The following is a 26,323-nucleotide window of genomic DNA, read 5'->3' as shown; positions in this document are numbered from 1 at the left end:
CTATGATTATTTGATCAAGGTGTTTTCATATTGCGATGCGAGAAACTTCGATGTCCTTCTGGGAAAAACTGCTGAATGCTCTTGGCAACGTTGCGGGCAACGCGCTCTCGGCGATGGTCGAGGCGATCCGCACGGTTTTCGAGGGTGATCCCGAGACCCGTCGTAAGGTCGCATTCTCCGTCGCCATCATCGCGCTTTCCGCCAAAATGGCGAAGGCTGACGGCGTCGTCAGCGAGAAGGAAGTCCAGGCTTTCCGCGACATCTTCTTCTTTCCGCAGGACCAAGCGAAGAACGTTGCCCGCCTCTACAATCTCGCGCGCCAGGACGTTGCGGGTTACGAGGCCTATGCCGCGAAGCTCTCGTCTCTCTGCGTCAGCTGCACCTCCAATTGCGCGGTTCTGGAAGACGTGCTCGACGGCCTCTTCCACATCGCCAAGGCGGACGGGGCGGTCCATGAGAAGGAGATGAATTTCCTCCATCATATCGGCCAGATCTTCGAGATGAGCGAAGAACGTTTCGAGCAGATCGCGGCGCGCCATGTCTCGATCGGCCGGGATCCCTACAAGGTCCTCGGCGTTTCCCCTTCCGACGATTTCCCGACCATCCGCCGCCGTTACCGTGGCCTCGTCAGCGAGAACCATCCCGACCGGCTGATTTCACGTGGCGTCCCCAGGGAGTTCCATGCGATCGCCAATGAGCGCATGGCTGCCCTCAATGACGCCTATGCGACGATCGAGAAGGAACGCCGCGCCGCATGACCTCTTTCGAGGCCGACTACCGCAAGGCTTCCGTGCAGCCGTCGCCGAACCATGGCGAACGCGCGGGCGGGCGAAAGCCGGATATGATCATTCTTCATTATACGGGCATGCCGACGGCGGAAGGGGCGCTCGACTGGCTCTGTCGCGAGGAAAGCCAGGTCTCCTGCCACTATTTCGTCCATGAGAACGGCGATGTCGTTCAGCTCGTGCCGGAGGCGCGGCGGGCTTGGCATGCCGGCACGGGCAGTTGGCACGGCCAGGGCGATATAAATTCCCGATCCATCGGCATCGAAATCGCCAATGCCGGGCATCCGGGCGGTTTGCCGGACTTCCCTAAACAACAGATTGCGGCGGTGATCGAATTGTGTCGCGATTGCGGCGAACGTTGGTCAATCGCACCGGAAAAGGTGCTTGCGCACTCGGACGTTGCACCCGTTCGCAAGGTCGATCCGGGCGAGAAATTTCCGTGGGCAGAACTGCATCACGCAGGGGTAGGACACTGGGTCGAACCGGCACCGATCACCGGCGGGCGCTTCTTCCAGCGGGGCGATTGCGGCCAACCGGTCGAAGCCCTGCAGTCGATGCTCTCGCTCTACGGCTATGCTACGGAAATCACAGGTGAATTCTCCGAGAAGACGGCGGGTGACGTGGAGGCCTTCCAGCGCCATTTCCGCCAGGAACGCGTCGACGGCATCGCCGACTTTTCGACGATCGATACGCTGCACCGCCTGCTTTCGGCGCTGCCGCGCTATTCATGACGCCTGTGTGACACGCACGCAACGGTTTTGCGCAAACAGCCTTGAATGCTGCACTGCCACATGATTTCCCTATTATCTCCTCATTGCGATGGTCTAACCCCGGTCGCTGAACGGCGCTCGCGGCTGTTTTTGTGTGTAGCTGCGAGAGTCAAAATGAAACGATAAGAATTGCTGCGGAACGTTGCCAGTCCTTGGCACGTGAAACGGGAAGACGGCGAGGCGCGCAGTCCGGTAATTCTTTGGGTCGGAGTAACTAGACTACATGAGACATATGATTATTGGTGCAGCGGCATGCGCAAGCTTGCTGCTGGCAGGGTACGGCTGCGCTTTTGCTGGCGATGCAGCTAATAAAAACAAAGATGGGAACGATAAAACCCAAACGGTCATTTTCAAGACCGTCGACCGCCAGAGCGGTTATGCAATGCCGGATTTCACAGCCAACAAATATTCCGTTTTGATTGTCAAATACGCCAAGCAATACGATGTGCCTGTCGAGCTTGCCCATGCCGTCGTCCGGGTCGAGAGCAATTTCAACCCGAACGCACGCGGTAGCGCAGGCGAAATCGGCCTCATGCAGATCAAGCCGGCCACCGCGCGCATGATGGGTTACTCGGGAACGAAGAAGGGCCTCTTCGATCCGGAAACGAACATCAAATACGGCATGAAATATCTGGCGGCAGCCCACGATCTCGGCGGCGGACAGACCTGCAACACCATCCTCAAATACAACGCCGGCCACGGCGCACGGAAGATGAACCCGGTCTCGAAAGCCTATTGCGGCAAAGTGCTGGTCCTTATGTCGAGCGCGGCGCAAACCTCGATTTAAGAATATGAATCACCTCGGCCGCCATGTTATCTGGACCTCGAAGCGAGGTGAGATATGGCGGCTGATTTCAAATATATCGTCGTCGGCCGTGGGATGATGGGCGCGGCGGCGGCGAAGCATCTGGCGAAACAGACGGACGGCGTGGCCGTGATCGGTCCCGACGAACCGGAAAACCGCAAGGCGCATCAGGGCGTTTTCGCCAGCCATTACGACGAGGGCCGCATCACCCGAACCGTCGATCCTGATCGCGACTGGGCGCTGCTGGCCAATCGTTCGATCGCCCGATACGCGGAGATCGAAGCAGAGAGCGGCCTCGAATTCTACACCGAAGCGGGTTGCGTCTTCGTGGCGCCGGCGCAGAGTGACTATATCGCCAACACGGCAAAAGCCGCTGCATCGCTTGGTGTCGAAACGAAACTGCTCGACGAGGCAGGCCTCAAAGCAACGTTTCCGTTCTTTGCCCTGCCGGACGGCTGCGAGGGCGTATTCCAGGTAAAGGGCGCCGGACATATCAGCCCGCGCAAGCTGGTAAAGGCGCAGTCGATTATCGCGGAAAAGGCGGGTGCAACAGTCGTTCGCGACTATGTCACGGCGATCCGCGACGAGGGCGGGGTGGCCGCTGTCGAGACTTCGGAGGGCAGGACGTACACGGCGAAAAAGGTGCTGCTTGCGGCGGGCGGTTTTTCCATTGGCGAGAATCTGTTGCCACAATCCGTCGACATGTCGGTTCATGGGCGAACGGTTACACTGTTCGAGGTGAGCGAGGCGCAGGCAGCGGATTTCGTCGCCATGCCGTCGCTGATCCTCAATGCGCCCGGGATCGACATCTATCTGCTGCCGCCGATCTGCTATCCCGATGGAAAATTCTATCTGAAGATCGGCGGCGATCCCGATGACTACCGACTTGAGACGGAGGCGGAACTGCGCGCCTGGTTCCGCACCGAGGGGCGCCCGGCGGCGCGTGATTATCTGATGTCGGTCGCCCGCCGTATTGTTCCGGAATTGAGGCCGCTTTCCGTTTCGACAGCGGCCTGCGCCGTCTCGCACACCAAGGGCCGTTATCCGATGATCGGCTATACTTCGTCTCCGCGACTTGCGGTTCTCACCGGCTGCGCAGGCACTTCGGCGAAAAGCTCCGACGAGATCGGCCGTCTCGGAGCCGAACTGCTGCTTGAGGGCAAAATCGCGGATCAGGGCTACGCAACGGATTTCAAACCCGCTTTCCGGTAACATCCGCATATTTCTGGTGGCAATCGGCGGCGCTCTCGGTTATTTGAGCCCTGCCAGTTGGCCGGGCAGCCGCGCTTTACCAATGCCGAAAGGCGGTGAGGTGAGGAAAGTCCGGGCTCCACGGAAATACGGTGCCGGATAACGTCCGGCGAGGGTGACCTCAGGGAAAGTGCCACAGAAAGCAAACCGCCTGCGCTTGCGCAGGTAAGGGTGAAAGGGTGGGGTAAGAGCCCACCGCGTCTCCGGCAACGGCGACGGCACGGTAAACCCCACCGGGAGCAAGACCGAATAGGGATGACGTGGCGGGCGAAAGCCCGCCGGCCGGTTTCCGGGTCAGTCATCCGGGTGGGTTGCGTGAGGCAGCGTGCGAACGCTGTCCCAGAGGAATGGCTGCCACGTTCCGGTTTCGGCCGGAGCCATACAGAACCCGGCTTACAGGCCAACTGGCGATTAACTTCTGTGGCAAGGGCCTCCGGTCGGGAGGCTCTCATTCTCCTGATTCTTCAGGATTTTCTTTTATGGCGACGCCCGAAGGCATGCATGTTTTTCTATTTTCATCGATGCTTTCTGGGACGGCGGGCGAGCCGGTCCTAACCCTTTATTAAACTTAACAGCTTATAAATTTTCGATACTGCGCTCATCGCGAGACGGGCGTTTCCCATTGACGCCCATACGGTCCCATGCTATCCCATAATTGCACTGCACGAGGGCGATCAAGCGCCCATCAATCGCAAAGCCAAGGCGTCTTCCTCTTCGGAGGCGCCGGATGGAATCCTGTTCATCCGGCTGGCGAAGCTGTGCCTGAATTTGGGGGTTCCGGGCGTAAGATGTCGGTCCGGGCCCTTTCGGGAACGGATGTTTCGTGTCATGAGCCGCTTCCTTTCAAATGCGACCAACCGGATCGATTCCAAGGGCAGGGTTTCCGTGCCTGCGGCCTTTCGCTCCATTCTGGCGCAGCGCAACGTCCAGGAACTTTATTGCTTCCAGGACTTTGTGTTTCCGGCGATCAGCGTCGGCGGCCCGGACCTTCTCGAAAGGTTCGAGCGGCAGATTGCTGCGGAGGATCCGTTTTCGCCGGATGCGAACGAGATGTCGCTTCTTATCCATGGGGGCGGGGTCTTCATGAGGCTCGACGCCGAGGGGCGGTTGATGGTCACGGATTTCATCCGCGACTTTACCGGCATCTCGGACGAGGTGGCCTTCGTCGGTCGGGCGGATCATTTTCAGCTGTGGCAGCCGCAGGCATTCCAGGCGGCCCAGATACAGGCACGAGGGGAGCGCAGGCTGGCGGGCAGGCGCTCCGGATAGAACGAGGGTACGGAATGGCGGCGAATCCTGGCGGAGGTTCAACTGATGCCGGTGGCGGACCGGTTCGCCACATTCCGGTTCTTCTTGCTGAGGTGCTTTCGGCGCTTCAGCCGGCTCCCGGCAAAATCATTCTCGATGGGACCTTTGGTGCCGGCGGCTATACGTCGGCCATTCTTGATGCTGGCGCCGATGTAATCGCGCTGGACCGGGACCCGACGGCAATTGCGGCCGGCCAGGATATGGTCGCTGCCCATGGCGGCCGTCTCAGCCTCATCCACGCACAGTTCTCCAATCTGGCTGACTATGCGCCTGCCGGCGAGCTCGACGGCGTCGTGCTCGATATCGGCGTTTCCTCGATGCAGATCGACGAGGCCGAACGCGGCTTCTCCTTCCAGAAGAGCGGCCCGCTCGACATGCGCATGTCGGCTTCGGGCGTTTCTGCCGCCGATGTTGTCAATCGCGCAAAAGTCGCCGAGCTCATCCGCATCTTCCATTTCCTCGGCGAAGAAGATCAGGCGCCGCGCATCGCGCACGCGATCGAGAAGCGCCGGGCCGAAAAGCCGTTCGAAACGACGCGCGATCTCGCCGGGCTCATCGAGGTGGTGACGCCGCGCAAGATGAAGGACAAGATTCATCCGGCGACCCGCGTTTTCCAGGCGCTTCGCATCTTCGTCAATGACGAGCTCGGCGAGCTCGGTCAGGCGCTCTTTGCCGCCGAGCGCGTCTTGAGGCCGGGCGGCCGTCTCGTTGTCGTCACCTTCCATTCGCTGGAAGATCGTATCGTCAAGAAATTCTTCTCCGACCGCGCGGGCAAGGCGTCCGGCTCGCGCCATCTGCCGATCGCGCATGAGCGGGCCGCGACTTTCGAACCGGTTGGAAAATCCATGATTGCTGCAAGCCAGGCTGAAGCCGAGGCCAATCCGCGGGCGCGTTCCGCCAAGTTGCGTGCCGGAATGCGCACCAATGCGCCGGCCGAAGCTGCGGATATGGCGATCTTCGGATTGCCCAGTCTTGCCAGCCTTGGAAAGCTTGGAGGTTGATATGCTGAGAACGTTCGACGTCGTACTTATCGGTATCATGACGGCCGCGGCCACCGTGACCTATACGATCAAGCACCGCGCGGAACTGAAGCTCGAAGAGGTCAATCGCCTCGAGGCCGAGATCAAGCTCGAAAAGGATACCATCGATCTGCTCAAGGCCGACTGGGCGCTGCAATCGCAGCCGAACCGGCTGGAGCGTTTGGTGAACACCTATAATGATGAGCTCAAGCTGCAGCCGACGGACTCGACCGCGCTCGTACAGGTGCGCGAGCTGCCGATGTTGAAGTCGCAGGTTCCGGTTCCGGAAATCACCGAAGCCAAGAACGGCAAAAAGCCCGATGGAAGCACGGGTACGGCCCTTGCTGCCAAGGCGCTGCCGAAGCCTGTTCCGCAGGCGCGCGCCGAAGAGCCGCAAGACGAAAACCTGATGTCAACTGGATCGGTGGAGTAGCCATGTCGTTTCTCTCTCGCATCATGGTCCTGAAAAGCCAGGCGCATTTTTCCTCCGGCGTCTATAATCGCTTCGGTGGCCCGTCGGGCAGCTTGCCGCTCGAGGGTTCGCGCAAGAAGAAGGCCGGTCAGGCCAAAAGTCGCGTCGGCCTGCTGATCCTCGGGTTCACCGCGCTTTACGGCGTCATCGGCGGGCGCCTCGTCGAATATGGGATGAAGGATCCGGAAGTCGTTTCCAGCATCCTGCCGCCTGACCGCCTGATGGCGTCGCGGCCGGACATCCTCGACCGCAACGGCGAGGTGCTGGCGACCGACATCCGCACCGTTTCTCTCTTCGCCGAACCGAACAAGATCGTCGATGCAGACGAGGCGATCGAGAAGCTTTCGACCATCCTGCCCGATCTCGACGTGAAGGGCACTTACAAGAAGCTCTCGGTCAAGAGCTCGCATTTCGCGTGGCTTCGCCGCCAGCTGACCCCGAAGCAGCAGAGCCAGATTCTGGCGCTTGGCATTCCCGGTATCGGCTTCCGCCCTGAGAAGCGTCGCTTCTATCCGGGTGGTCCGACGGCCTCGCATATTCTCGGTTACGTCAACATCGACAACCGCGGCGTCGCCGGCATGGAGAAATACATCGATGACCAGGGTCTTGCCGATCTGGCATCGGTGGGCATGACCAGTGACCAGCCGCTCGAGCCAGTCAAGCTCTCGATCGACCTGCGCGTCCAGAACATCGTGCGCGATGTCGTGATAAACGCGGTCACCAATTACGAAGCCAAGGGTGCGGGCGCGGTTGTCCTCAATATTCATACCGGCGAAGTGCTTGGTATGGCCTCTGCGCCGGACTTCGACCCGAACAATCCGCAAGAGGGTGCCAAGGAAGGCTGGCTGAACCGCATGTCGAACGGCACGTTCGAGATGGGCTCGACCTTCAAGACCTTCAGCACGGCCATGGCGCTCGACAGCGGCAAGGTCAGCATCAACGACAGCTTCGATGCGAGCCGCCCGATCCGCATCGGCGGGTTCACGATCAACGACTTCCATGGCAAGCGCCGCTGGCTGACGGTGCCGGAAATCTTCGAGTATTCGTCGAACATCGGCACGGCGAAGATGATCGATATCGTCGGCATAGAGCTGCAGAAGGAATATCTGACGCGCTTCGGCTTGCTCACCAAGATGCAGACGGAACTGCCGGAAGTGAAGATGCCGAGCCAGCCGAAAGTCTGGAAGAAGATCAACTCGGTCACGATCTCCTTCGGCCACGGCGTCTCGACGACGCCGCTGCAGACGGCTGTTGCGGGTGCCGCCCTCGTCAATGGCGGCAAGCTCATCGAGCCGACCTTCCTGCCGCGCACCCGCGACCAGGCTGACGAGACGGCCGAGGTCGTCGTCAAGAAGAGCACCAGCGACGAGATCCGCTACCTGTTCAAGCTAAATGGCCTCAAGGGGTCGGGGCGCAACGCCGACGTGCCGGGCTTCAACGTCGGCGGCAAGACAGGCACGGCCGACAAGGTCGTCAACGGCCGCTACGCGAATGACTTGAATTTCAACGCGTTCATCGCAGCGTTCCCGATCGATAATCCACAATATGTCGTGCTGACGTTCTGCGACGAGCCGCACAACGGCGAAAAGGGCCAGACCATCGCCTCCTACACGGCTGCGCCGATGGTCAGGAATATCATCCGGCGTGCCGCGCCCATCCTCGGTATCGAGCCGCAATTCGGTGAAGACGGATCGGCCTTGCTGGTGTCTTATTGAGTGTGAATGAATAAAAGCGCCGATTCGCGTGGGGTGGGCGGCGTGAGAGAGAAAAGACATTCGATGAAACTGCGGGACATTGCCGGAAGCGCATTTCCGGAAATCAACGAGCAACTCGAAGGGCCGGTCGGAGGACTGGAAATTTCCGGGCTTTCCGCCGATAGCCGCAAGATCGAAGCAGGAATGGCATTCGTTGCCGTGGCCGGCTCTAAGGCGGATGGCGCGGGCTACATCGCCGATGCCGCCAAGCATGGCGCAGCCCTTGCCGTGTCGGCCCAGGCCGTCGAGGCTTCTATTCCCGTCCTGGCGGTCAAGGAACCGCGCCGTTTTCTTTCCGTCGCCGCATCGCATTTCTATGGCAGGCAGCCGGAGACGATGGTTGCCGTAACCGGCACGGCGGGCAAAACCTCTGTTGCTTCCTTCACGCGCCAGATCTGGGCCTATGCCGGACATCCGGCGGCGATGATCGGCACGACCGGCGTCGTTTCGCCGACGCGCAATGAATATGGTTCGCTGACGACGCCCGATCCGGTTTCGCTCCACAAGCTGCTGGCTGATCTTGCCGACGAGGGCGTGACGCATGCTGCGATGGAGGCGTCGAGCCATGGTCTCGACCAGTGCCGGCTGGATGGCGTGAGTCTTTCGGCTGCAGCCTTCACCAATCTCGGCCGCGATCACATGGATTATCACCCGACGGTCGAAAGCTACATGGCCGCCAAGATGCGGCTTTTCGAAACGCTGCTGCCGAAGGGTTCGCCCGCCGTCATCTTCGCCGACGATGCCTGGTCCGAGCAGGCGATCAAGGCGGCGAAGGATGCGGGCCATGATGTCCGTACCGTTGGCCGCAAAGGCGATTATCTGACGCTCAAGCGGGTTGAGCACTTCCGCCATAAGCAGGTCGCCGAAGTGCATTTCTATGACGAGATTTTCGAGGTCGATATTCCACTTGCCGGCGATTTCCAGGTCGCCAATGCGTTGGTTGCCGCGGCGCTCGCCATGTCCACCGGCGTTCCGGCCAGGATCGCGATGGCCGCACTCGAAAAGCTGCAGGGCGCCTCGGGCCGCCTCGAGCTCGTCGGCCATACGAAGGATGGTGCGCTTGCCTATGTCGATTACGCCCACAAGCCGGATGCGCTGGAGAATGTACTGAATTCGGTGCGCCCTTTTACGACCGGGCGCGTGATCGTCGTCTTCGGCTGCGGCGGCGACCGCGACCGCGGCAAGCGTCCGATCATGGGCGAGATCGCCTGCCGCCTGGCTGACGTAGTGATCGTCACGGACGACAATCCGCGCTCGGAGGAGCCGGCTTCGATTCGCGCGGAGATCATGGCGGCAGCACCCTGTGCCACCGAAATCGGCGATCGTTCGCAGGCGATCTACGAGGCCGTCGCCATGCTGAGATCCGGCGATACCTTGATCGTCGCTGGCAAGGGGCATGAGGAAGGGCAGACCATCGGGAGCGTGACGCTGCCGTTCTCGGACCATGCCGAAGTGCGCGAAGCTTTGGAGGAGCTAAAATCGTGAACTGGCTCTGGACCACCGATGACATGGTTGCCGCGATGACGGGCCGTCCGTTCGGCACGCTTCCTGAAGGCATCACCGGCATTTCCATAGACAGCCGCTCGATCATGCCGGGCGAGGCCTTCTTCGCCATCAAAGGCGACCGGGTCGACGGCCATGACTTTGCCTCGATGGCGATGGCCAATGGCGCCGCACTTCTCGTCGTCAGCGAAGCCCGCCTTCCGGGGCTCGGCCGTTTGACCGTTCCGATGATCGTCGTCGACGATGTGCTGGCCGCACTCGGCCGGCTTGCCGTCGCCTCGCGTCAGCGTTCACGGGCGCAGATCATCGCGGTGACCGGCTCGGTCGGCAAGACGACGACGAAGGAAATGCTTCGCCACGTTCTTTCGCCATCCGGCAAGGTGCACGCCTCCGTCGCCTCCTTCAACAACCACTGGGGCGTGCCGCTGACGCTCGCGCGTATGCCCCTCGATACGCATTTCGGCGTCTTCGAAGTCGGCATGAACCATCCGGGCGAAATCCGTCCGCTGGTTGAGATGATCCGGCCGCATGTCGCGGTCGTCACGACCATCGCTCCGGCGCATCTCGGCAATTTCAAGAGCATCAAGGAAATCGCCGCGGCGAAGGCGGAGGTTTTCGAAGGTCTGGTGCGCGGCGGGCATGTGGTGCTCAATCGAGACAGCGACCAGTTCAATTTCCTCGAACGGACAGCGCAGTCGCTCGGTATCGAGAATATCCATTCCTTTGGCCAGCACGCCAAGGCCGAGTTCCGCCTTGCGGAATTCAACGGTTCGGACGAAAGCTCGGCACTCTGGCTGACGATCGACGGCGACACGTTCGAGGTGGCGATCGGCGCGCCCGGGCGGCATATCGCCGAAAATGCGCTCGCCGCTCTCGGCATTGTGACGCTCGTCGATGCGGACCTCGACAAGGCGATCACAGCGCTGGCCACCCTGCAGCCCGAAAAGGGCAGGGGCCGCCGCCACAAGTTGTCGATCGGCAGCGGCAGCTTCACGCTGATCGACGAAAGCTACAACGCCAACCCCGCCTCGATGCGCGCGGCGATCGCGCTGCTTGCCGCGGCCGATCCGGCTGGCCGCGGGCGCCGCATCGCGGTGCTCGGCGACATGCTGGAAATGGGCGAATACGCGCAAAAGGTCCATTCCGACCTTTCAGGGCCGCTGCTTGCGGCCGGCATCGAACATGTCTGGCTTGCGGGCAAGGATATGCTGGCGCTGAGGGAATCGCTTCCCGACAGCGTGCAGGTGGAATACCGCGAGACGACGGAAGAACTCACGGAATATGTATTGAACTCGGTCGCGCCGGGCGACGTGTTGATGGTGAAATCGTCCTTGGGGATAGGCTTCGGCAAGATTGTCGCCGCGCTCCTTGACAAGTTTGCGCCATTTGCAGACACGCAACGCGAACGCTGACCGGGTAAACAAGGGGCCCTGAATGCTAATTTGGCTAGTCGAACTGTCGGACCAACTGAAATTTCTGAACCTGTTCAGATACATTACCTTCCGTACAGGCGCCTCTCTCTTCACGTCCGCACTGATCGTCTTCCTTTTCGGGCCGATGATCATCAACTCGCTCCGCATCCGGCAGGGCAAGGGCCAGCCGATCCGCGCCGACGGGCCGCAGACGCATTTCAAGAAGGCCGGCACGCCGACGATGGGCGGGCTGATGATCCTGGCCGGCATTGTCGGCGCCTCGCTGCTCTGGGCCGACCTTTCCAACGTCTATGTGGTGGCGACACTGCTCGTCACCCTCGGCTTCGGTGCGATCGGCTTCTATGACGACTATCTCAAGGTCACGAAGCAGAGCGACAAAGGCTTTTCGGGCAAGGCGCGCCTCGGCATCGAGTTCGTCATTGCAGGTATCGCCGTCTACTTCATGATGCGCACCGCGCTTGCCTCCGGTACCGCAGGCTCGACCTTCGGCTCCTCGGTTGCGTTCCCGTTCTTCAAGGATTTCCTGGTCAATCTCGGCATCATGTTCGTGGTCTTCGGCGGCTTTGTCATTGTTTCGGCTGGCAACGCCGTCAACCTGACGGACGGCCTCGATGGCCTTGCGATCGTTCCGGTGATGATTGCCGCCGCCTCCTTCGGCATCATCGCCTATCTTGCCGGTAACGCTGTTTTCGCGAACTATCTGCAGATCAATTTCGTGCCCGGCACTGGCGAGCTTGCCGTGGTTCTCGGCGCAGTCATCGGTGCGGGTCTCGGCTTCCTCTGGTTCAACGCGCCGCCCGCCGCAATCTTCATGGGTGATACCGGTTCGCTGGCGCTTGGCGGCACGATCGGCACCGTTGCGGTCGCCACCAAGCACGAGATCGTCATGGCGATCATCGGCGGCTTGTTCGTCGCGGAGACGCTCTCCGTCATCATCCAGGTCGGTTTCTTCAAGATGACCGGGCGCCGCGTCTTCCTGATGGCGCCGATCCATCACCATTTCGAGAAGAAGGGCTGGACCGAAAGCCAGGTGGTCATCCGTTTCTGGATCATCGCCGTCGGCCTCGCGATGCTCGGCCTTTCCACCCTAAAGCTGCGGTGAGGCGGTCATGATTCCTGTCACGACGCTTGCAGGAAAGAAGGTCACGCTGTTCGGGCTTGGTGGGTCCGGATTTGCAACGGCCCGCGCGCTCATGCTGGGCGGCGCCCATGTCACGGCCTGGGACGACAATCCAGACAGCGTCACGAAGGCGGCCGCGGAAGGAATTCATACCGAGGACCTCAGAAGCATCGATTGGAGCGTTCAGTCGCTCTTCGTGCTCTCGCCGGGCGTGCCGCTCACGCATCCGAAGCCGCATTGGACGGTCGATCTCGCGCGCGCCGCCGGTGTCGATATCGTCGGCGATGTCGAACTCTTCGTGCGCGAGCGCCGGGCGCACGCGCCGGATTGCCCGTTCATCGCCATCACCGGCACGAATGGCAAATCGACGACGACCGCGCTGATTGCCTATATCCTGAAATCCAGCGGCCGCGACACGCAGCTTGGCGGCAACATCGGAACGGCGATACTGACGCTCGATCCGCCGAAGGCCGGACGCTATTATGTCGTCGAGTGCTCGTCCTACCAGATTGACCTCGCGCCGACACTGAACCCCTCCGCCGGCATTCTGCTCAACCTGACGCCTGATCATCTCGATCGCCATGGCACGATGCAGCACTATGCCGGCATCAAGGAGCGGCTGGTTGCCGGCAGCGGTACCGCCATCGTCGGCGTCGATGACAGTCATTGCGAAATGATCGCCGACCGTGTCGAGCGAGCTGGAACGAAGGTGGTCCGCATTTCGCGCCGCCATCCGCTGGCCGATGGAATCTATGCCGAGGGTACGAAGCTCATACAGGCTTCTTCCGCTGCGGCTCTGCCGCTTGCCGATCTCGACGGCATCCAGACGTTGCGCGGCGGCCACAATGCACAGAATGCCGCCGCCGCGGCCGCAGCTTGCCTTGCCGTGGGCGTTTCGGACGAAGAGATTCGCGCCGGGCTTGCCTCGTTCCCCGGCCTCAAGCATCGCATGCAGCCGGTGGGGACACGCGGCAATGTCGTCTTCGTCAACGATTCGAAGGCGACGAATGCGGATGCCGCAGCGCCCGCGCTTTCCAGCTACGAGCGGATCTACTGGATCGCCGGTGGTCTGCCAAAAGCGGGCGGCATCACGACACTTGCGCCGTTCTTCCCGCACATCGCCAAGGCCTATCTGATCGGCGAAGCGGCGGCGGAATTTGCCGCGACGCTCGGCGAGGCCGTGCCCTATGAGATTTCGGGGACGCTGGAACGCGCTGTCGCGCATGCCGCGGCCGACGCGGAAAAAGATGAAACTGGTCCTGTCGCGGTGATGTTATCCCCGGCTTGCGCAAGCTTCGACCAGTACAAGAACTTCGAAGTCAGGGGCGATGCATTTGTCAGCCATGTGGCAGCGCTCGACGCAGTGACCATGCTGATCGGTTCGGCAACAGGAGATAAATGACATGGTGAGCCGTGCGGAACGTGGGCCTTTGGCCGATTGGTTTTGGACCATCGACCGCTTTTTCCTGGCGATGTTCATCTTCCTGATGGGCGTCGGCTTCATGCTCTCCTTTGCGGCCTCGCCCGCCGTTGCCGAGCGCATCGGGCTCGAGTCGTTCCACTTCGTGAAGCGGCACGCGGCTTTCATGATCCCGTCGATCGCCGTTATGATCGGACTTTCCTTCCTGACGCCGCGGCAGGTGCGGCGGACCGCCATCCTGCTGCTTGTCATCTCGCTCGCCATGATGGTGCTGGCGCTTTTCTTCGGCATCGAGGTCAAGGGCTCTCGGCGCTGGGTGACGCTTGCCGGTATCTCGGTCCAGCCGTCGGAATTCATGAAGCCCGCCTTCGTGGTCGTCTGCGCCTGGCTCTTTGCCGAGCACGCGCGTCAGCCGGAAATCCCGGGCAACCTCTTTGCGATCATCCTCTTCGGCATGGTCGCGGCACTGCTCGTTGCCCAGCCTGACCTTGGCCAGACGATCCTGACGACCGCCGTTTGGGGCGGCATGTTCTTCATGGCGGGCATGCCATGGATATGGATCGTCCTGCTCGGCGTCTGCGGCGCGGGCGGCCTGTTCAGCGCCTACTACGTCTTCCCGCATGTGGCGGGGCGAATAGACAAGTTCATGACCGGCGAGGGCGACACGTTCCAGATCGACACCGCCCGCGAGGCCATCATCCGCGGCGACTGGTTTGGCAAAGGACCGGGCGAGGGCATCGTCAAGCGCATCATCCCGGACGCGCATACCGACTTCATCTTCTCGGTCGCCGCCGAGGAATTCGGCATCGTCTTCTGCATCGCGCTCGTTCTGCTCTTCACGGTCCTTGTTTTGAGGGGGCTATCGCACGCATATAAGGAGAAGAACGACTTCAACCGGTTTGCCGTCGCGGGGCTTGTGCTCCAGATGGGCATCCAGTCGATCATCAATATCGGCGTCAATCTCGAGCTGCTTCCGGCAAAGGGCATGACGCTGCCGCTGATTTCCTACGGCGGTTCGTCCATGGTCGCGATCTGCGTGACCGCCGGCTTCATTCTCGCGCTGACGCGCCATCGCCCGGAAAAACGGGCACAGGAGCGGAGCTTCTTCCGCATGCCGCACGGAATGCCGGCGGAGTAAAAGCCGATGAGCAAAGGTATCATCCTGCTCGCCGCCGGGGGCACCGGCGGCCACGTGTTTCCAGCAGAGGCTTTGGCATATGAGCTGAAGGCGCGCGGTTATACCGTGCATCTCGTGACAGACAGCCGTGCCGAGCGCTTTGCCGGCAAGTTCCCGGCGGATGAGATTCATGTCGTGCCGTCCGCGACGATCGGCTCGAAGAATCCGGTTGCGGTCGCGCGTTCGCTCTGGACACTCTGGACCGGAATGCGGGCCGCGAAGAAACTGATCCAGCGGCTGAAGCCTGCGGTCGTCGTCGGTTTCGGCGGGTATCCGACGGTTCCGCCGCTGCTTGCCGCCACGCGTCTCGGCGTGCCCTCGATGATCCACGAGCAGAACGCCGTGATGGGCCGCGCCAACAAGGCACTGGCGCAGCGCGTCCAGGCGATCGCCGGCGGGTTCCTGCCGGAAAATGGCGGCGCTTATCCGGAAAAGACCGTGACGACCGGAAATCCGGTGCGTCCAGCAATCATCGAAGCGGCGAAGGTGCCGTACAGGCCTTCGCACGCCGGCGAACCCTTCAATCTCGTCGTCTTCGGCGGCAGCCAGGGCGCGCAGTATTTCTCCAAGGCGATGCCGACGGCAATCAGCCTGCTCGACGACGAACTGCGTGCCCGGTTGCGCATCACCCAGCAGGTGCGTCCGGAAGATATGGAGATGGTCAGTGGCTGCGTCGCAAAGCTTGAGATGGGAGCGGATATCGCGCCGTTCTTCACCGACATGGCGCAGCGCCTTGCGAATGCGCATCTCGTGATCTGCCGCTCCGGCGCTTCGACCGTTTCGGAAATTTCGGTGATCGGTCGTCCTGCCGTGCTGGTGCCTTATCCGCATGCACTTGATCACGATCAGGCAGCGAATGCCGCAGCGCTTGCGGCGACCGGTGGTGCGAAGGTTATTCCGCAATCGGAGCTCTCCTCGGAGAAGATCGCTTCGATCCTGGCGCACGTGATGAACGACCCGGAAAAGCTCGCCCGCATGGCGGCCGCCGCAAAGCAGGCCGGGAAACCGGACGCTGCGAACTTGCTTGCGGGGATGGTTGAGGCTATTGCCGCCGGACGTACAGTTACAGAGTTCAAGGGGACACAGTCATGAAAATGCCGAAGGCGATCGGCCTTGTCCATTTCATCGGCATCGGCGGCATCGGCATGAGCGGCATCGCCGAGGTGCTACACAATCTCGGCCACCGCGTGCAGGGATCGGACCAGGCCGACAGCGCCAACGTGCAGCGCCTGCGCGACAAGGGCATCGAAGTCTTCGTCGGGCACAGGGCCGAAAACCTGGGTGACGCCGAAGTCGTTGTCGTCTCGACCGCAATCAAGAAGAACAACCCGGAGCTTGTCGCCTCGCGAGAGAAGCTGCTGCCGGTGGTGCGCCGCGCCGAAATGCTTGCCGAACTGATGCGCTTCCGCAATGCGATCGCCATCGGCGGCACGCATGGTAAGACGACGACGACATCGCTGGTCGCTACGCTGCTCGATGCGGGCGGGCTTGATCCGACTGTCATCAATGGTGGCATCATCAACGCCTACGGCACGAATGCCCGTATGGGCGAGGGCGAGTGGATGGTCGTCGAGGCCGACGAGTCGGACGGCACATTCCTGAAGCTTCCCGCCGATGTGGCGGTTGTGACGAATATCGATCCGGAACATCTCGACCACTACGGCAATTTCGACGCCGTGCGCACCGCCTTCCGGCAGTTCGTCGAGAACGTACCCTTCTACGGCTTCGGCGTCATGTGCCTCGACCATCCGGAGGTGCAGGCTCTCGTCGGCCGCATCGAGGATCGCAAGGTCATTACCTATGGTGAAAATCCGCAGGCCGACGTGCGCTTCACGAATGTGCGCATCGACGGCGCACGGTCGATCTTCGACGTTGAAATCCGCCGCCGCCGCACGGGGCAGGTCATCAGGCTCGACAATCTCGTAATGCCGATGCCTGGCCGGCACAACATTTCGAATGCGACGGCGGCGATTGCGGTCGCCAATCGTCTCGGCATTTCGAGTGTAGATATCGCAAAGGGGCTCGCCTCCTTTGGCGGCGTCAAGCGGCGCTTCACGCTGACCGGCGAATGGAACAGCGTGCAGATCTTTGATGATTACGGCCATCATCCGGTCGAGATCAAGGCCGTGCTGCGGGCCGCGCGCGAAGCCTGCAAGGGCAGGGTTATCGCCGTTCATCAGCCGCATCGCTACACACGCCTTTCCAGCTTGTTCGAAGAGTTCGCCGCCTGCTTCAACGATGCAGACAGCATTTTCCTTGCTCCGGTCTATGCCGCTGGTGAAGATCCGATCGAAGGCATGGATTCTGAGGCGCTCGTTTCGCGTATCAAGGCGGGCGGTCATCGCGATGCGCGTTTCCTTGCCAACCAGGAGCTTTTGCCGGAAATGGTCGCGGAGATTGCAAAGCCCGGCGATTTTGTGGTTCTGTTAGGTGCTGGGAATATAACTTACTGGGCAGTGGCGCTGCCAAAGCAACTGGAAGGTCTTTCGGGAAAGTCTGCATGAAACAGGTGAATGGGGAAAAGCTTCTCGAGTCTCTCGGAGAAGGTGTTAAGGACATCCGCGGCCGCATCACGCCGGATGCCCCCATGGACCGTGTCACCTGGTTCCATGCAGGCGGCCTTGCCGAGCTGATGTTCCAGCCGCATGATGAGGCGGACCTGATTGCCTTCTTGAAAATTCTTCCCAAGAACGTGCCGTTGACGGTCGTCGGCGTCGGTTCGAATATTCTCGTGCGTGATGGCGGTATTCCCGGCGTTGTGCTGCGCCTGTCGGCCAAGGGATTCGGTTCGGTTGAACTTGCGGGTGAGAATCGCATTCTCGCCGGCGCCATCTGCCCGGACAAGCATGTGGCTGCGATGGCGATGGACAACGGCATCGGCGGCTTGCATTTCTTCTACGGCATCCCGGGCAGCATCGGCGGTGCGGCGCGCATGAACGCCGGCGCCAATGGCAGCGAGACCCGCGATCGCCTCGTCGAGGTCAATGCCATCGATCGCAAGGGCAACAAGGTCGTGCTGTCGAATGCGCAGATGGGATATTCCTACCGCCATTCCAAGGCGTCGCCTGACCTCATCTTCACCTCTGTGCTCTTCGAGGGCTATCCGGAGGATCGCGCGAAGATCCGCGCCGACATGGATGCCGTGCGCAATCATCGCGAGACGGTGCAGCCGATCCGCGAAAGGACCGGCGGCTCGACCTTCAAGAACCCGGAGGGCCACTCGGCCTGGAAGCTGATCGACGAAGCGGGCTGCCGCGGTCTCGTCATCGGCGGCGCGCAGATGTCGTCGCTTCACTGCAATTTCATGATCAACATGGGGCAGGCAACGGGCTACGATCTCGAATATCTCGGCGAGCAGGTCCGCCGCGAGGTCTTCGAAAATTCCGGCATCAAGCTCGAATGGGAAATCAAGCGCCTCGGCGTCTTCATGCCAGGGCGCGAGGTGCGCCCGTTCCAGGGCGTGACAAGCGAGTAGCTGCTCTTCGCAGGAAAATTGCCACGCTGTGTGACAGAAATCAAAAAAGCCGCGACGGGAGACCGTCGCGGCTTTTTGCTTTTCACAAGCAATCCGGATCAGACGTCGTCGCGGCCGGATGCCAGGATGCAGATCAGCGTGATCACGGCAGCGAGGCCGAGATAGTAGCCGACATAGAGCATGCCGTAGTTCGCCTGCAGCCAGGTGGCGATGTAGGGCGCTAGCGAGGCGCCGAAGATGCCGGCAAGGTTGAAGGTGATCGACGAGCCGGTGTAGCGCACTGCGGTCGGGAAGGGGGCCGCGAGCGCCGTGCCGATCAGGCCGTATGTCATGCCCATGAGTGTCATTGCGACAATGGCAAAAATGACGATGCTGCCTTCGCCGCCGGTCATCAGGCCAGGCAGGAAGAATGAGAAGATACCGATCAGGACGGTGGTGAGGATCAGCACTTCGCGGCGTCCGAATCGCTCGGCGAGCTTGCCGGCGATCGGGATGAAGATGCCGAAGGCTACTGAGCCGACGATTTGGATTTCCAGCGCGTCCAGGAACGGGATCTTCAGGACCTTGACGTTGTAGGACAGCAGATAGGCTGAGCCGATGTAGAAGAGCACGAAGGTGGCAAGCGCCACGAAGGTGCCGAGGAACAGGCTGCGCTTGTGCTTGCGGAAGAGCTCCGCGATCGGCACGGCAACGCGCTCATGCTTGTCGATCGCCTTCTGAAAGGCAGGCGTTTCGGTGATCGACAGGCGAACCCAGAGGCCGATGACGATCAGCACGATCGAGGCAATGAACGGAACGCGCCAGCCCCAGCTCAGAAGCGCCTCCTGCGAGATGACATGCAGCAGCAGCCAGAAGACGCTGGACGACAGGAAAAGGCCGACGGGTGCGCCGAGCTGCGGGAACATGCCGTACCAGCTGCGCTTGCCTTCCGGTGCATTCTCGGTCGCAAGCAGAACGGCACCACCCCATTCGCCGCCAAGGCCGAAGCCCTGACCGAACCGGCATAGAGCGAGCAGAAGCGGCGCGACGACGCCGATCGATTCGTAGGAGGGCAGGAGACCGATGATGACCGTGGAGATACCCATGGTCAGGAGAGCGGCGACCAGCGTCGTCTTGCGGCCGATCCTGTCGCCGAAATGACCGAAGACCACAGCACCCAGCGGACGGGCGAAGAAGGCGATCGAGAAGGTGGCAAAGGAAGCGAGAAGGGCGGTGGTCGGATCGTTGTTCGGGAAGAACAGCGTCGGGAAGACCAGGACGGCTGCCGTCGCATAGACGTAGAAATCAAAGAATTCGATCGTGGTGCCGACGAGACTCGCGATCAGAACGCGCGCCGGGGAATTGACTTGCGCAATGTTCGATGAAGCGGAGGTCGGCGATACGGGAGATATCGCGTCAGACATTTTTATTCCATTCGGGATTTATCAGGAGCACCCTTGGGTCGAAGGGGTCTTAGAACACTATTGCGTTGAATATGTAAATTCTATCTGCATGCGCATCAAGTCAGATACTATCTGGAATATAGATAGATCTCCGCTTTCATGGATCAGTTGGAGACCTTCGTTGTCGCCGAACATGGTCGCTCTCTGCTATGGGCCGGGCTTTACAAAAGGCGCCGTCAGCACTCAGGCTGCAAGAAACTCGAGGAGGATCTTGGTCTCAAGCTGTTCGACCGATCAGGACGCAATCCAGCACTCACTTCAACCGGTGAACGGCTCCTGCTTGAAGCCAAGGTGATCCTTGGACCGTTGACCTGATCAGTGCCGCCAGCCTCAGATGTTCCAGACTCCTTCAATGCGCAAATTCAATTCCGCAAACGCCGAATGAGCAGGAAAGTGATGAAATCCGATACACCGGGCACCGCAATGATTTCTTCTCGCATGTCATGTCCAGCCGTGTGGACCGCTACCCGAAATTGAAGGCATTGACGCGAATCGCTTTCAAGCGGCGTCTTCGTTCTCTCTCTGGTTGAGAGCGAAGGAGAAAAATATGCAGAAAAGTCTTATTGCAGAGTTTTTGGGAACGTTCTGGCTGGTGTTCGGCGGATGCGGCAGCGCCGTTCTTGCCGCGGCCTTTCCGGAACTTGGTATCGGTTTTACTGGTGTTTCATTGGCGTTCGGTCTGACCGTCCTGACGATGGCTTACGCCGTGGGCGGCATTTCGGGCGGACATTTCAATCCGGCTGTTTCCATAGGCCTTGCTGTTGCTGGCCGATTCCCGGTGGGACGCCTCATTCCTTACATCGTCGTGCAGGTGATCGGCGCCATTGCGGCGGCCGCGCTCCTCTATCTCGTTGCGAGCGGCAAGGCCGGCTTTGAATTGGGAGGCTTTGCCTCGAACGGTTATGGCGAGCATTCTCCGGGCGGCTATTCACTGATCTCGGCATTGGTCATCGAAGTCGTGCTGACGCTGTTCTTCCTGATCGTCATCCTGGGTTCGACGCATGGCAGGGCACCTGCGGGCTTCGCACCGCTTGCGATCGGCCTGGCGCTGACGTTGATCCACCTGATCTCGATCCCGGTGACGAACACCTCCGTCAATCCTGCGCGTTCGACCGGTCAGGCTCTTTTCGTCGGCGGTTGGGCTCTGCAGCAGCTTTGGCTCTTCTGGCTGGCGCCGATTGTCGGCGGCTCGCTTGGAGGGCTTGTCTGGAAACTGCTCGACAAGGACGACTGAGGGCGGCCTTCACCGTCTTTCCAGCAAACCCGTACGGACCATCTGTGCGGGTTTTTTCATGCTGTGAACGAACTTCAGCATGTTGCCGCAACGTGCTGATTGGAGTCGCAAACTCCTTCGCGCGGCTGACTCCAGGAAGAGGTCGAGAACTCTCCAAGAGGCTTCGGTTAATAAAAGTAAACACTTCATTAACCATAATGTTGTCATATCGCTCCCATGTCTGAAGCGAAGCGGATTCGCGGGCAAGCTTGGTGCAAGCCTCGAAAATCAGGCTGAGATTTATTTTGGGGGTATGTATGAGTCGCAAGCATGTCGCTGTCCTGATGGGCGGATTTTCCTCGGAGCGGCCGGTGAGCCTGTCTTCGGGAACGGCTTGCGCGGACGCTCTCGAAGGCGAGGGCTTCCAGGTTACGCGGATCGATGTCGATCGCGATATTTCCGCGAAGCTCGCGGCCCTTCGTCCCGATGTCGCCTTCAATGCGTTGCATGGCCCCTTCGGCGAGGATGGCACCATTCAAGGCATCCTCGAATATCTCGAAATTCCCTATACGCATTCCGGCGTTCTTGCCTCGGCGCTTGCGATGGACAAGGGCAAGGCCAAGGGGGTTGCCGCAGCGGCCGGCATTCCTGTGGCGCAATCGGAAGTCATCAATCGTTTCGCCTTTCCGGCCGAGCACCCGATGAAGCCGCCTTATGTCGTGAAGCCTGTCCGGGAAGGCTCCAGCTTCGGTGTCGTAATCGTTCAGGAGGATCAGGCGCATCCGCCGCAGATCATCAGCTCGCCGGAGTGGCGCTATGGCGAGGAGGTCATCGTCGAGCGGTATGTCTATGGGCGGGAGCTCACATGCGGCGTCATGGGAGACGAAGCTCTCGGCGTGACCGAAGTGGTGCCGCAGGGCCACAACTTCTATGACTATGACGCGAAGTACGCTGCGGGCGGCTCAAAACATGTCATCCCGGCGAAAATTTCACCGAATATTTACCAAAAAATACAAACATTGGCACTAAGGGCGCATCAAGCAATTGGTTGTCGCGGGGTTAGTCGGTCCGACTTCCGTTACGACGACCGGTTCTCCGAAGATGGTGAAGTTATCTGGCTGGAAGTGAATACTCAGCCGGGCATGACGCCAACCTCACTTGTGCCTGAAATGGCCGGCCATGCCGGTTATTCCTTTGGTGAATTCTTGCGTTGGATGGTGGAGGACGCTTCTTGTTCTCGTTGACGGTCAAAAGGATGGGGCGCCCGAGCCGTCAACCGAGCATCGCTCTTGCTGAGGGCGATGGACGGATGATTCTCCCGCGGCCGCTGCGCCGCGTCGTGCGCTTCCTCGTCAGTCTCGGAACTGGCCGTATCCACATTCCCGCGCATACCGGGACGATTTCTGCGCTCGCATTCTTTGCGGCGACCGGTCTCTACGGCATGTCACTCGGCGGCCATACGGAAACGGTCGCGCAGGCGGCGACCACAGCTGCCGGTTTCGCGATCGAGGATGTGAAGGTTTCCGGCAATTCGGAAACCTCCGAGATCGAAATCTTTGAACTCCTTGGCCTAGACGGAACGACGTCGCTGGTGGCGCTCGATGTCGGTGCTGCGCGCCGGAAGATCGTCAAGCTTCCCTGGGTCGAAAGCGTCGAGGTCAGGAAGATTTATCCGAAGACGATCGAGGTTAAGCTCAAGGAGCGCCAGGCCTATGCGATCTGGCAGCACGGACAGGAGCTTTCGCTGATCGAAAGGAATGGCAGCGTCATTGCGCCGCTTCGCGACAACAAGTTTTCGACGCTGCCGCTCGTTGTCGGCCGCGATGCAGAAAGTGCTGCGGCTTCGCTCGAGGGCGAGTTTTCGAAATGGCCCGACATTACGTCGCGCGTCAAGGCCTACGTCTGGGTCTCCGGCCGCCGCTGGGACCTGCATATGGATAACGGCGTGGTCGTGAAGCTGCCGTCCGAGGATGTCGATCAGGCGCTCGCCAGGCTCTCGAAATTCAACAAGGAACAGGATCTTCTGGCGCGCGACATCGCAGCCGTCGATCTCAGGCTGGTGGACAGGACCGCGATCCAACTGACTCCGGATGCTATGGCACGCCGGCAGGTCGTTCTCGATCAGCGGACCAAGGATTTGAAGAAGGCGGGGCAGAATATATGAGCTTGTTCGGTTCGTCCCATTTCGGATTGCCGCGCCTGAAACCGCTTTCGTCGAAGCGGTCGCACATCGTTTCGGTGCTCGATATCGGCTCGACTAAGGTCGTTTGCATGATCGGCCGCCTGACGCCTCGCGAAGAGAGCGAAATCCTTCCGGGCCGCACGCACGATATCGAAATCATCGGCATCGGTCACCAGCGCTCCCGCGGCATCAAGACCGGCGTCATCGCCGATCTCGATGCGCTCGAAGGCGTTATCCGGCTCGCCGTCGATGCGGCCGAGCGTATGGCGGGCCTGACTGTCGAAAGCCTGATCGTCAATCTGACGGCCGGCCGTCTCGGCAGCGACATCTATACGGCGACGATCGATCTTGGCGGTCAGGAAGTCGAGCTTAACGATCTCAAGAAAGTGCTTGCTGCCGCCTGCCAGCAGTCGCTGCGCCAGGATCGCGCTGTGCTGCATTCTCTCGCAACCGGCTTCTCGCTCGACGGCGAACGCGGCATCCGCGACCCGCTGGCGATGTACGGCGATGAGCTTGGCGTCGACATGCATGTCGTGACTGCCGAACGCGCCGCGTTGAAGAACCTCGAGCTCAGCGTCAATCGCGCGCATCTCTCCGTCGAGGGCATTGTTGCTACGCCTTATGCTTCCGGTCTTGCAGCACTCGTCGACGACGAGGTCGAACTCGGCTGCTGTGCGATCGATATGGGCGGCGGGGCGACGACGATCTCGGTCTTTGCCGAAGGCAAGCTCGTTCACACGGATGCCGTCGGTCTTGGGGGCCTTCATGTCACGACCGATCTGGCGCGCGGCCTTTCGACCCGTATCGAAGACGCAGAGCGCCTGAAGGTGGTTCACGCTTCGGCGTTCTCGAACTCCTCCGATGAACGCGAGCTCATCTCGATCCCGCCGATCGGCGAAGACGAGCGCGATCAGCCGACGCAGGTGCCGCGCGCGCTCGTTTCGCGCATCGTTGGTGCACGCATCGAGGAAACGATGGAATTGATCCGCGACCGGATCCAGCGTTCGGGCTTCAGCCCGATCGTCGGCAAGCGCGTCGTGCTGACAGGCGGCGCAAGCCAGCTCACCGGCCTTGCGGAAGTGGCGCGGCGCATTCTTGCGCGCAACGTCCGCATCGGCCGTCCGATGGGTGTCTCGGGCCTGCCGACGGCAGCCAAGGGGCCTGCCTTTTCGACGGCGGTCGGCCTGATGATCTATCCGCAGGTCGCGGACATGGAAACACATGCGTCACAGAGCGGCCTGCTCATGTCGCTTGGGAGTAATAACAGCCGCATCGCCCGCATGGGCCAGTGGCTGAAGGAAAGTTTCTGAAATTGAGTGAATTGGCCGGCGTGGCGATGCGGCCATAGAGAGAAGGAACGGGTAACATGACTATCAAGCTGCAAAAGCCGGATATCACTGAGCTGAAGCCGCGTATCACCGTGTTCGGTGTCGGCGGCGGTGGCGGCAATGCTGTCAACAACATGATTTCTGCCGGTCTCCAGGGCGTCGACTTCGTCGTTGCCAATACGGACGCCCAGGCGCTGACGATGACGAAAGCCGAACGCATCATCCAGCTCGGCGCCAATGTCACCGAGGGTCTTGGTGCCGGCTCGCAGCCGGAAGTCGGCCGTGCAGCTGCCGAAGAGTGCATCGATGAGATCATCGATCACCTCAACGGCACGCATATGTGCTTCGTCACCGCCGGCATGGGCGGCGGCACGGGCACGGGGGCCGCGCCGGTCGTGGCACAGGCCGCCCGCAACAAGGGCATCCTGACTGTCGGCGTCGTCACCAAGCCGTTCCACTTCGAAGGCGGCCGACGGATGCGTCTTGCCGAATCCGGTATCGAGGAACTGCAGAAGTCGGTCGACACGCTGATCGTCATTCCGAACCAGAACCTCTTCCGCATCGCAAACGACAAGACGACCTTCGCCGACGCTTTCGCGATGGCCGACCAGGTTCTTTACTCGGGCGTTGCCTGCATCACCGACCTGATGGTGAAGGAAGGTCTCATCAACCTCGACTTCGCCGACGTCCGCTCGGTTATGCGCGAAATGGGCCGCGCAATGATGGGCACCGGCGAAGCATCCGGTCAGGGCCGCGCGATGCAGGCTGCCGAAGCTGCAATCGCTAACCCGCTGCTTGATGAAACCTCGATGAAGGGCGCTCAGGGCCTGCTGATCTCCATCACCGGCGGCCGCGACCTGACGCTCTTTGAAGTCGACGAGGCTGCGACCCGCATCCGCGAGGAAGTCGATCCGGATGCCAACATCATCCTCGGTGCGACCTTCGACGAATCGCTCGAAGGCATCATCCGCGTTTCCGTCGTTGCGACCGGCATCGACCGTGCGATGAACGAAGCTGCTGCCAAGAACTTCCAGGCTGCCGCCAAGCCGATGATCCGTCCTTCCGCGGCCGTTGCTCCGGCACCGGCCGCAGTTCAGCCTGCGCCAGTCATGCAGGCACCGAAGCCAGCCGATCCGGTCGCGCAGACCATCCGCATGGCGGAAGCCGAAATGGAACGCGAGCTCGAAATCCCGGCTCCGCGCCCTGCAGCTCCGCTTCAGCAGCCTGTTGCTCAGGACACGTTCCGTCCGCAGAGCCGCATCTTCGCAGCCGCTCAAGAAGCTCCGGCTGCTCGCCCGATGCAGCCTGCTCCGGCACCTGTCATGAGCCAGCCGGCGCAGCAGCCGGTCATGCAGCAGCAGCCGGTTCGCCAAGAACCTGCCATGCAGCAGCCGGTCCGCATGCCGAAGGTCGAGGACTTCCCGCCGGTCGTTCAGGCCGAGATGGACCACCGCGCCCAGCCGGCTGCGGCACAGGCGCATGAGGAGCGCGGCCCGATGGGTCTGCTGAAGCGAATCACCAATTCGCTCGGCCGCCGCGAAGAGGAAGTTGCTCCCGAGATGACGGCAGCGCCTGCCGCCGCTTCGCAGCAGCGTCGCCCGCTTTCGCCTGAGGCGAGCCTTTATGCGCCGCGCCGCGGCAATCTCGACGACCAGGGCCGCAGTGTTCCGCAGGCCCGCATGATGCAGGAAGACGATCAGCTCGAGATTCCTGCGTTCCTGCGCCGCCAGTCGAACTGAGCGGACACAGAATCGCCACGCATGTGCCCGGGATCACAGTCCCGGGCGCTGCTGTTTCAAAGCGTCATATAAGTTGATGATTCCTAAATCATTTCAAGCGGATGGTTTCGTAACAAAACGAAACGAA

Annotated in this window: 23 protein-coding genes and 1 other RNA gene; 23 read left to right on the top strand and 1 reads right to left on the bottom strand. The window is 60.9% G+C overall.

The genetic code is table 11. The annotated features are described in order from the left end of the window. Positions 1–50: 50 nt before the first annotated feature. The 17 genes from ACZ9BX_RS08345 (at position 51) to murB (ending at position 18,292) form a co-directional block, all read left to right on the top strand. Positions 51–758: a TerB family tellurite resistance protein gene (locus tag ACZ9BX_RS08345; RefSeq protein ID WP_476217061.1), complete on the top strand. Its 708-nt coding sequence runs from the start codon at positions 51–53 to the stop codon at positions 756–758. Continuing rightward, positions 755–1,516, top strand: coding sequence for an N-acetylmuramoyl-L-alanine amidase (locus ACZ9BX_RS08340; RefSeq protein WP_476217059.1), 762 nt, complete (start codon positions 755–757; stop codon positions 1,514–1,516). The genes ACZ9BX_RS08345 and ACZ9BX_RS08340 overlap by 4 nt, the downstream gene beginning before the upstream one ends. Before the next feature lie 262 nt (positions 1,517–1,778). Then, a complete protein-coding gene (locus tag ACZ9BX_RS08335; protein WP_476217057.1) occupies positions 1,779–2,342 on the top strand; it encodes a lytic transglycosylase domain-containing protein in 564 nt (187 codons plus the stop codon). Positions 2,343–2,396: 54 nt separating this feature from the next. Continuing rightward, positions 2,397–3,572, top strand: a complete 1,176-nt coding sequence (locus ACZ9BX_RS08330; protein WP_476217056.1) for an NAD(P)/FAD-dependent oxidoreductase — start codon at positions 2,397–2,399, stop codon at positions 3,570–3,572. Between the two features lie 53 nt (positions 3,573–3,625). Next, positions 3,626–4,023, top strand: an RNA gene (gene rnpB / locus ACZ9BX_RS08325) — RNase P RNA component class A. A gap of 416 nt (positions 4,024–4,439) precedes the next feature. Further along, entirely contained in the window at positions 4,440–4,880 is a 441-nt protein-coding gene (gene mraZ / locus ACZ9BX_RS08320; RefSeq protein WP_476217054.1) for a division/cell wall cluster transcriptional repressor MraZ, read from the top strand. A 14-nt stretch (positions 4,881–4,894) separates the two neighbouring features. Then, complete coding sequence (rsmH, locus tag ACZ9BX_RS08315; protein WP_476217052.1) at positions 4,895–5,920, top strand: 16S rRNA (cytosine(1402)-N(4))-methyltransferase RsmH; 1,026 nt, start codon at positions 4,895–4,897, stop codon at positions 5,918–5,920. A 1-nt stretch (position 5,921) separates the two neighbouring features. Beyond that, the gene (ftsL, locus tag ACZ9BX_RS08310; protein WP_476217050.1) at positions 5,922–6,371 is read left to right on the top strand and encodes a cell division protein FtsL; all 450 of its coding nucleotides are present in this window, start codon (positions 5,922–5,924) and stop codon (positions 6,369–6,371) included. Between the two features lie 2 nt (positions 6,372–6,373). Then, complete coding sequence (locus tag ACZ9BX_RS08305) at positions 6,374–8,125, top strand: peptidoglycan D,D-transpeptidase FtsI family protein (protein ID WP_132565043.1); 1,752 nt, start codon at positions 6,374–6,376, stop codon at positions 8,123–8,125. Between the two features lie 6 nt (positions 8,126–8,131). Next, the gene (locus ACZ9BX_RS08300; protein ID WP_476217048.1) at positions 8,132–9,649 is read left to right on the top strand and encodes a UDP-N-acetylmuramoyl-L-alanyl-D-glutamate--2,6-diaminopimelate ligase; all 1,518 of its coding nucleotides are present in this window, start codon (positions 8,132–8,134) and stop codon (positions 9,647–9,649) included. Further along, positions 9,646–11,079 (top strand): UDP-N-acetylmuramoylalanyl-D-glutamyl-2,6-diaminopimelate--D-alanyl-D-alanine ligase, encoded by a 1,434-nt coding sequence (locus ACZ9BX_RS08295; RefSeq protein ID WP_476217046.1) that lies wholly within the window; start codon positions 9,646–9,648, stop codon positions 11,077–11,079. The genes ACZ9BX_RS08300 and ACZ9BX_RS08295 overlap by 4 nt, the downstream gene beginning before the upstream one ends. A gap of 22 nt (positions 11,080–11,101) precedes the next feature. Next, a complete protein-coding gene (gene mraY / locus ACZ9BX_RS08290) occupies positions 11,102–12,202 on the top strand; it encodes a phospho-N-acetylmuramoyl-pentapeptide-transferase (protein WP_027508731.1) in 1,101 nt (366 codons plus the stop codon). A 7-nt stretch (positions 12,203–12,209) separates the two neighbouring features. Beyond that, positions 12,210–13,622, top strand: coding sequence for a UDP-N-acetylmuramoyl-L-alanine--D-glutamate ligase (murD, locus tag ACZ9BX_RS08285; protein WP_476217044.1), 1,413 nt, complete (start codon positions 12,210–12,212; stop codon positions 13,620–13,622). Position 13,623: 1 nt separating this feature from the next. Next, positions 13,624–14,778, top strand: coding sequence for a putative lipid II flippase FtsW (gene ftsW / locus ACZ9BX_RS08280; protein WP_476217042.1), 1,155 nt, complete (start codon positions 13,624–13,626; stop codon positions 14,776–14,778). Between the two features lie 6 nt (positions 14,779–14,784). Further along, entirely contained in the window at positions 14,785–15,909 is a 1,125-nt protein-coding gene (murG, locus tag ACZ9BX_RS08275; RefSeq protein WP_476217040.1) for an undecaprenyldiphospho-muramoylpentapeptide beta-N-acetylglucosaminyltransferase, read from the top strand. Beyond that, complete coding sequence (gene murC / locus ACZ9BX_RS08270) at positions 15,906–17,321, top strand: UDP-N-acetylmuramate--L-alanine ligase (protein ID WP_476217038.1); 1,416 nt, start codon at positions 15,906–15,908, stop codon at positions 17,319–17,321. Before murG ends, murC begins: the two co-directional genes overlap by 4 nt. After that, positions 17,318–18,292 carry a UDP-N-acetylmuramate dehydrogenase gene (murB, locus tag ACZ9BX_RS08265; RefSeq protein ID WP_476217036.1) on the top strand — a complete coding sequence of 325 codons (975 nt, stop codon included), beginning with the start codon at positions 17,318–17,320 and terminating at the stop codon, positions 18,290–18,292. The genes murC and murB overlap by 4 nt, the downstream gene beginning before the upstream one ends. A gap of 98 nt (positions 18,293–18,390) precedes the next feature. Here the strand turns inward: murB and ACZ9BX_RS08260 are convergent, their stop codons facing one another. Continuing rightward, on the bottom strand, positions 18,391–19,695 hold the full coding sequence (locus ACZ9BX_RS08260; RefSeq protein WP_476217034.1) for an MFS transporter: 1,305 nt from the start codon (positions 19,693–19,695) through the stop codon (positions 18,391–18,393). 138 nt (positions 19,696–19,833) lie between these two features. On the opposite strand from ACZ9BX_RS08260, the gene ACZ9BX_RS08255 reads away from it, so the two are divergent. The 6 genes from ACZ9BX_RS08255 (at position 19,834) to ftsZ (ending at position 26,196) form a co-directional block, all read left to right on the top strand. Beyond that, a complete protein-coding gene (locus ACZ9BX_RS08255) occupies positions 19,834–20,049 on the top strand; it encodes a helix-turn-helix domain-containing protein (RefSeq protein ID WP_476217032.1) in 216 nt (71 codons plus the stop codon). Between the two features lie 232 nt (positions 20,050–20,281). Beyond that, on the top strand, positions 20,282–20,968 hold the full coding sequence (gene aqpZ / locus ACZ9BX_RS08250) for an aquaporin Z (RefSeq protein ID WP_476217030.1): 687 nt from the start codon (positions 20,282–20,284) through the stop codon (positions 20,966–20,968). A 296-nt stretch (positions 20,969–21,264) separates the two neighbouring features. Continuing rightward, a complete protein-coding gene (locus ACZ9BX_RS08245; protein ID WP_476217028.1) occupies positions 21,265–22,191 on the top strand; it encodes a D-alanine--D-alanine ligase in 927 nt (308 codons plus the stop codon). Continuing rightward, positions 22,179–23,111 carry a cell division protein FtsQ/DivIB gene (locus ACZ9BX_RS08240; RefSeq protein ID WP_476217026.1) on the top strand — a complete coding sequence of 311 codons (933 nt, stop codon included), beginning with the start codon at positions 22,179–22,181 and terminating at the stop codon, positions 23,109–23,111. Before ACZ9BX_RS08245 ends, ACZ9BX_RS08240 begins: the two co-directional genes overlap by 13 nt. Further along, positions 23,108–24,439, top strand: a complete 1,332-nt coding sequence (gene ftsA, locus ACZ9BX_RS08235) for a cell division protein FtsA (RefSeq protein WP_476217024.1) — start codon at positions 23,108–23,110, stop codon at positions 24,437–24,439. The genes ACZ9BX_RS08240 and ftsA overlap by 4 nt, the downstream gene beginning before the upstream one ends. A 56-nt stretch (positions 24,440–24,495) precedes the next feature. Then, positions 24,496–26,196 (top strand): cell division protein FtsZ, encoded by a 1,701-nt coding sequence (gene ftsZ / locus ACZ9BX_RS08230; protein WP_476217022.1) that lies wholly within the window; start codon positions 24,496–24,498, stop codon positions 26,194–26,196. The last annotated feature ends 127 nt before the right edge of the window (positions 26,197–26,323 follow it).

The organism is Rhizobium sp. USDA 3886 (assembly GCF_056279785.1).
This window is presented reverse-complemented; position numbering and strand designations above follow the sequence as displayed.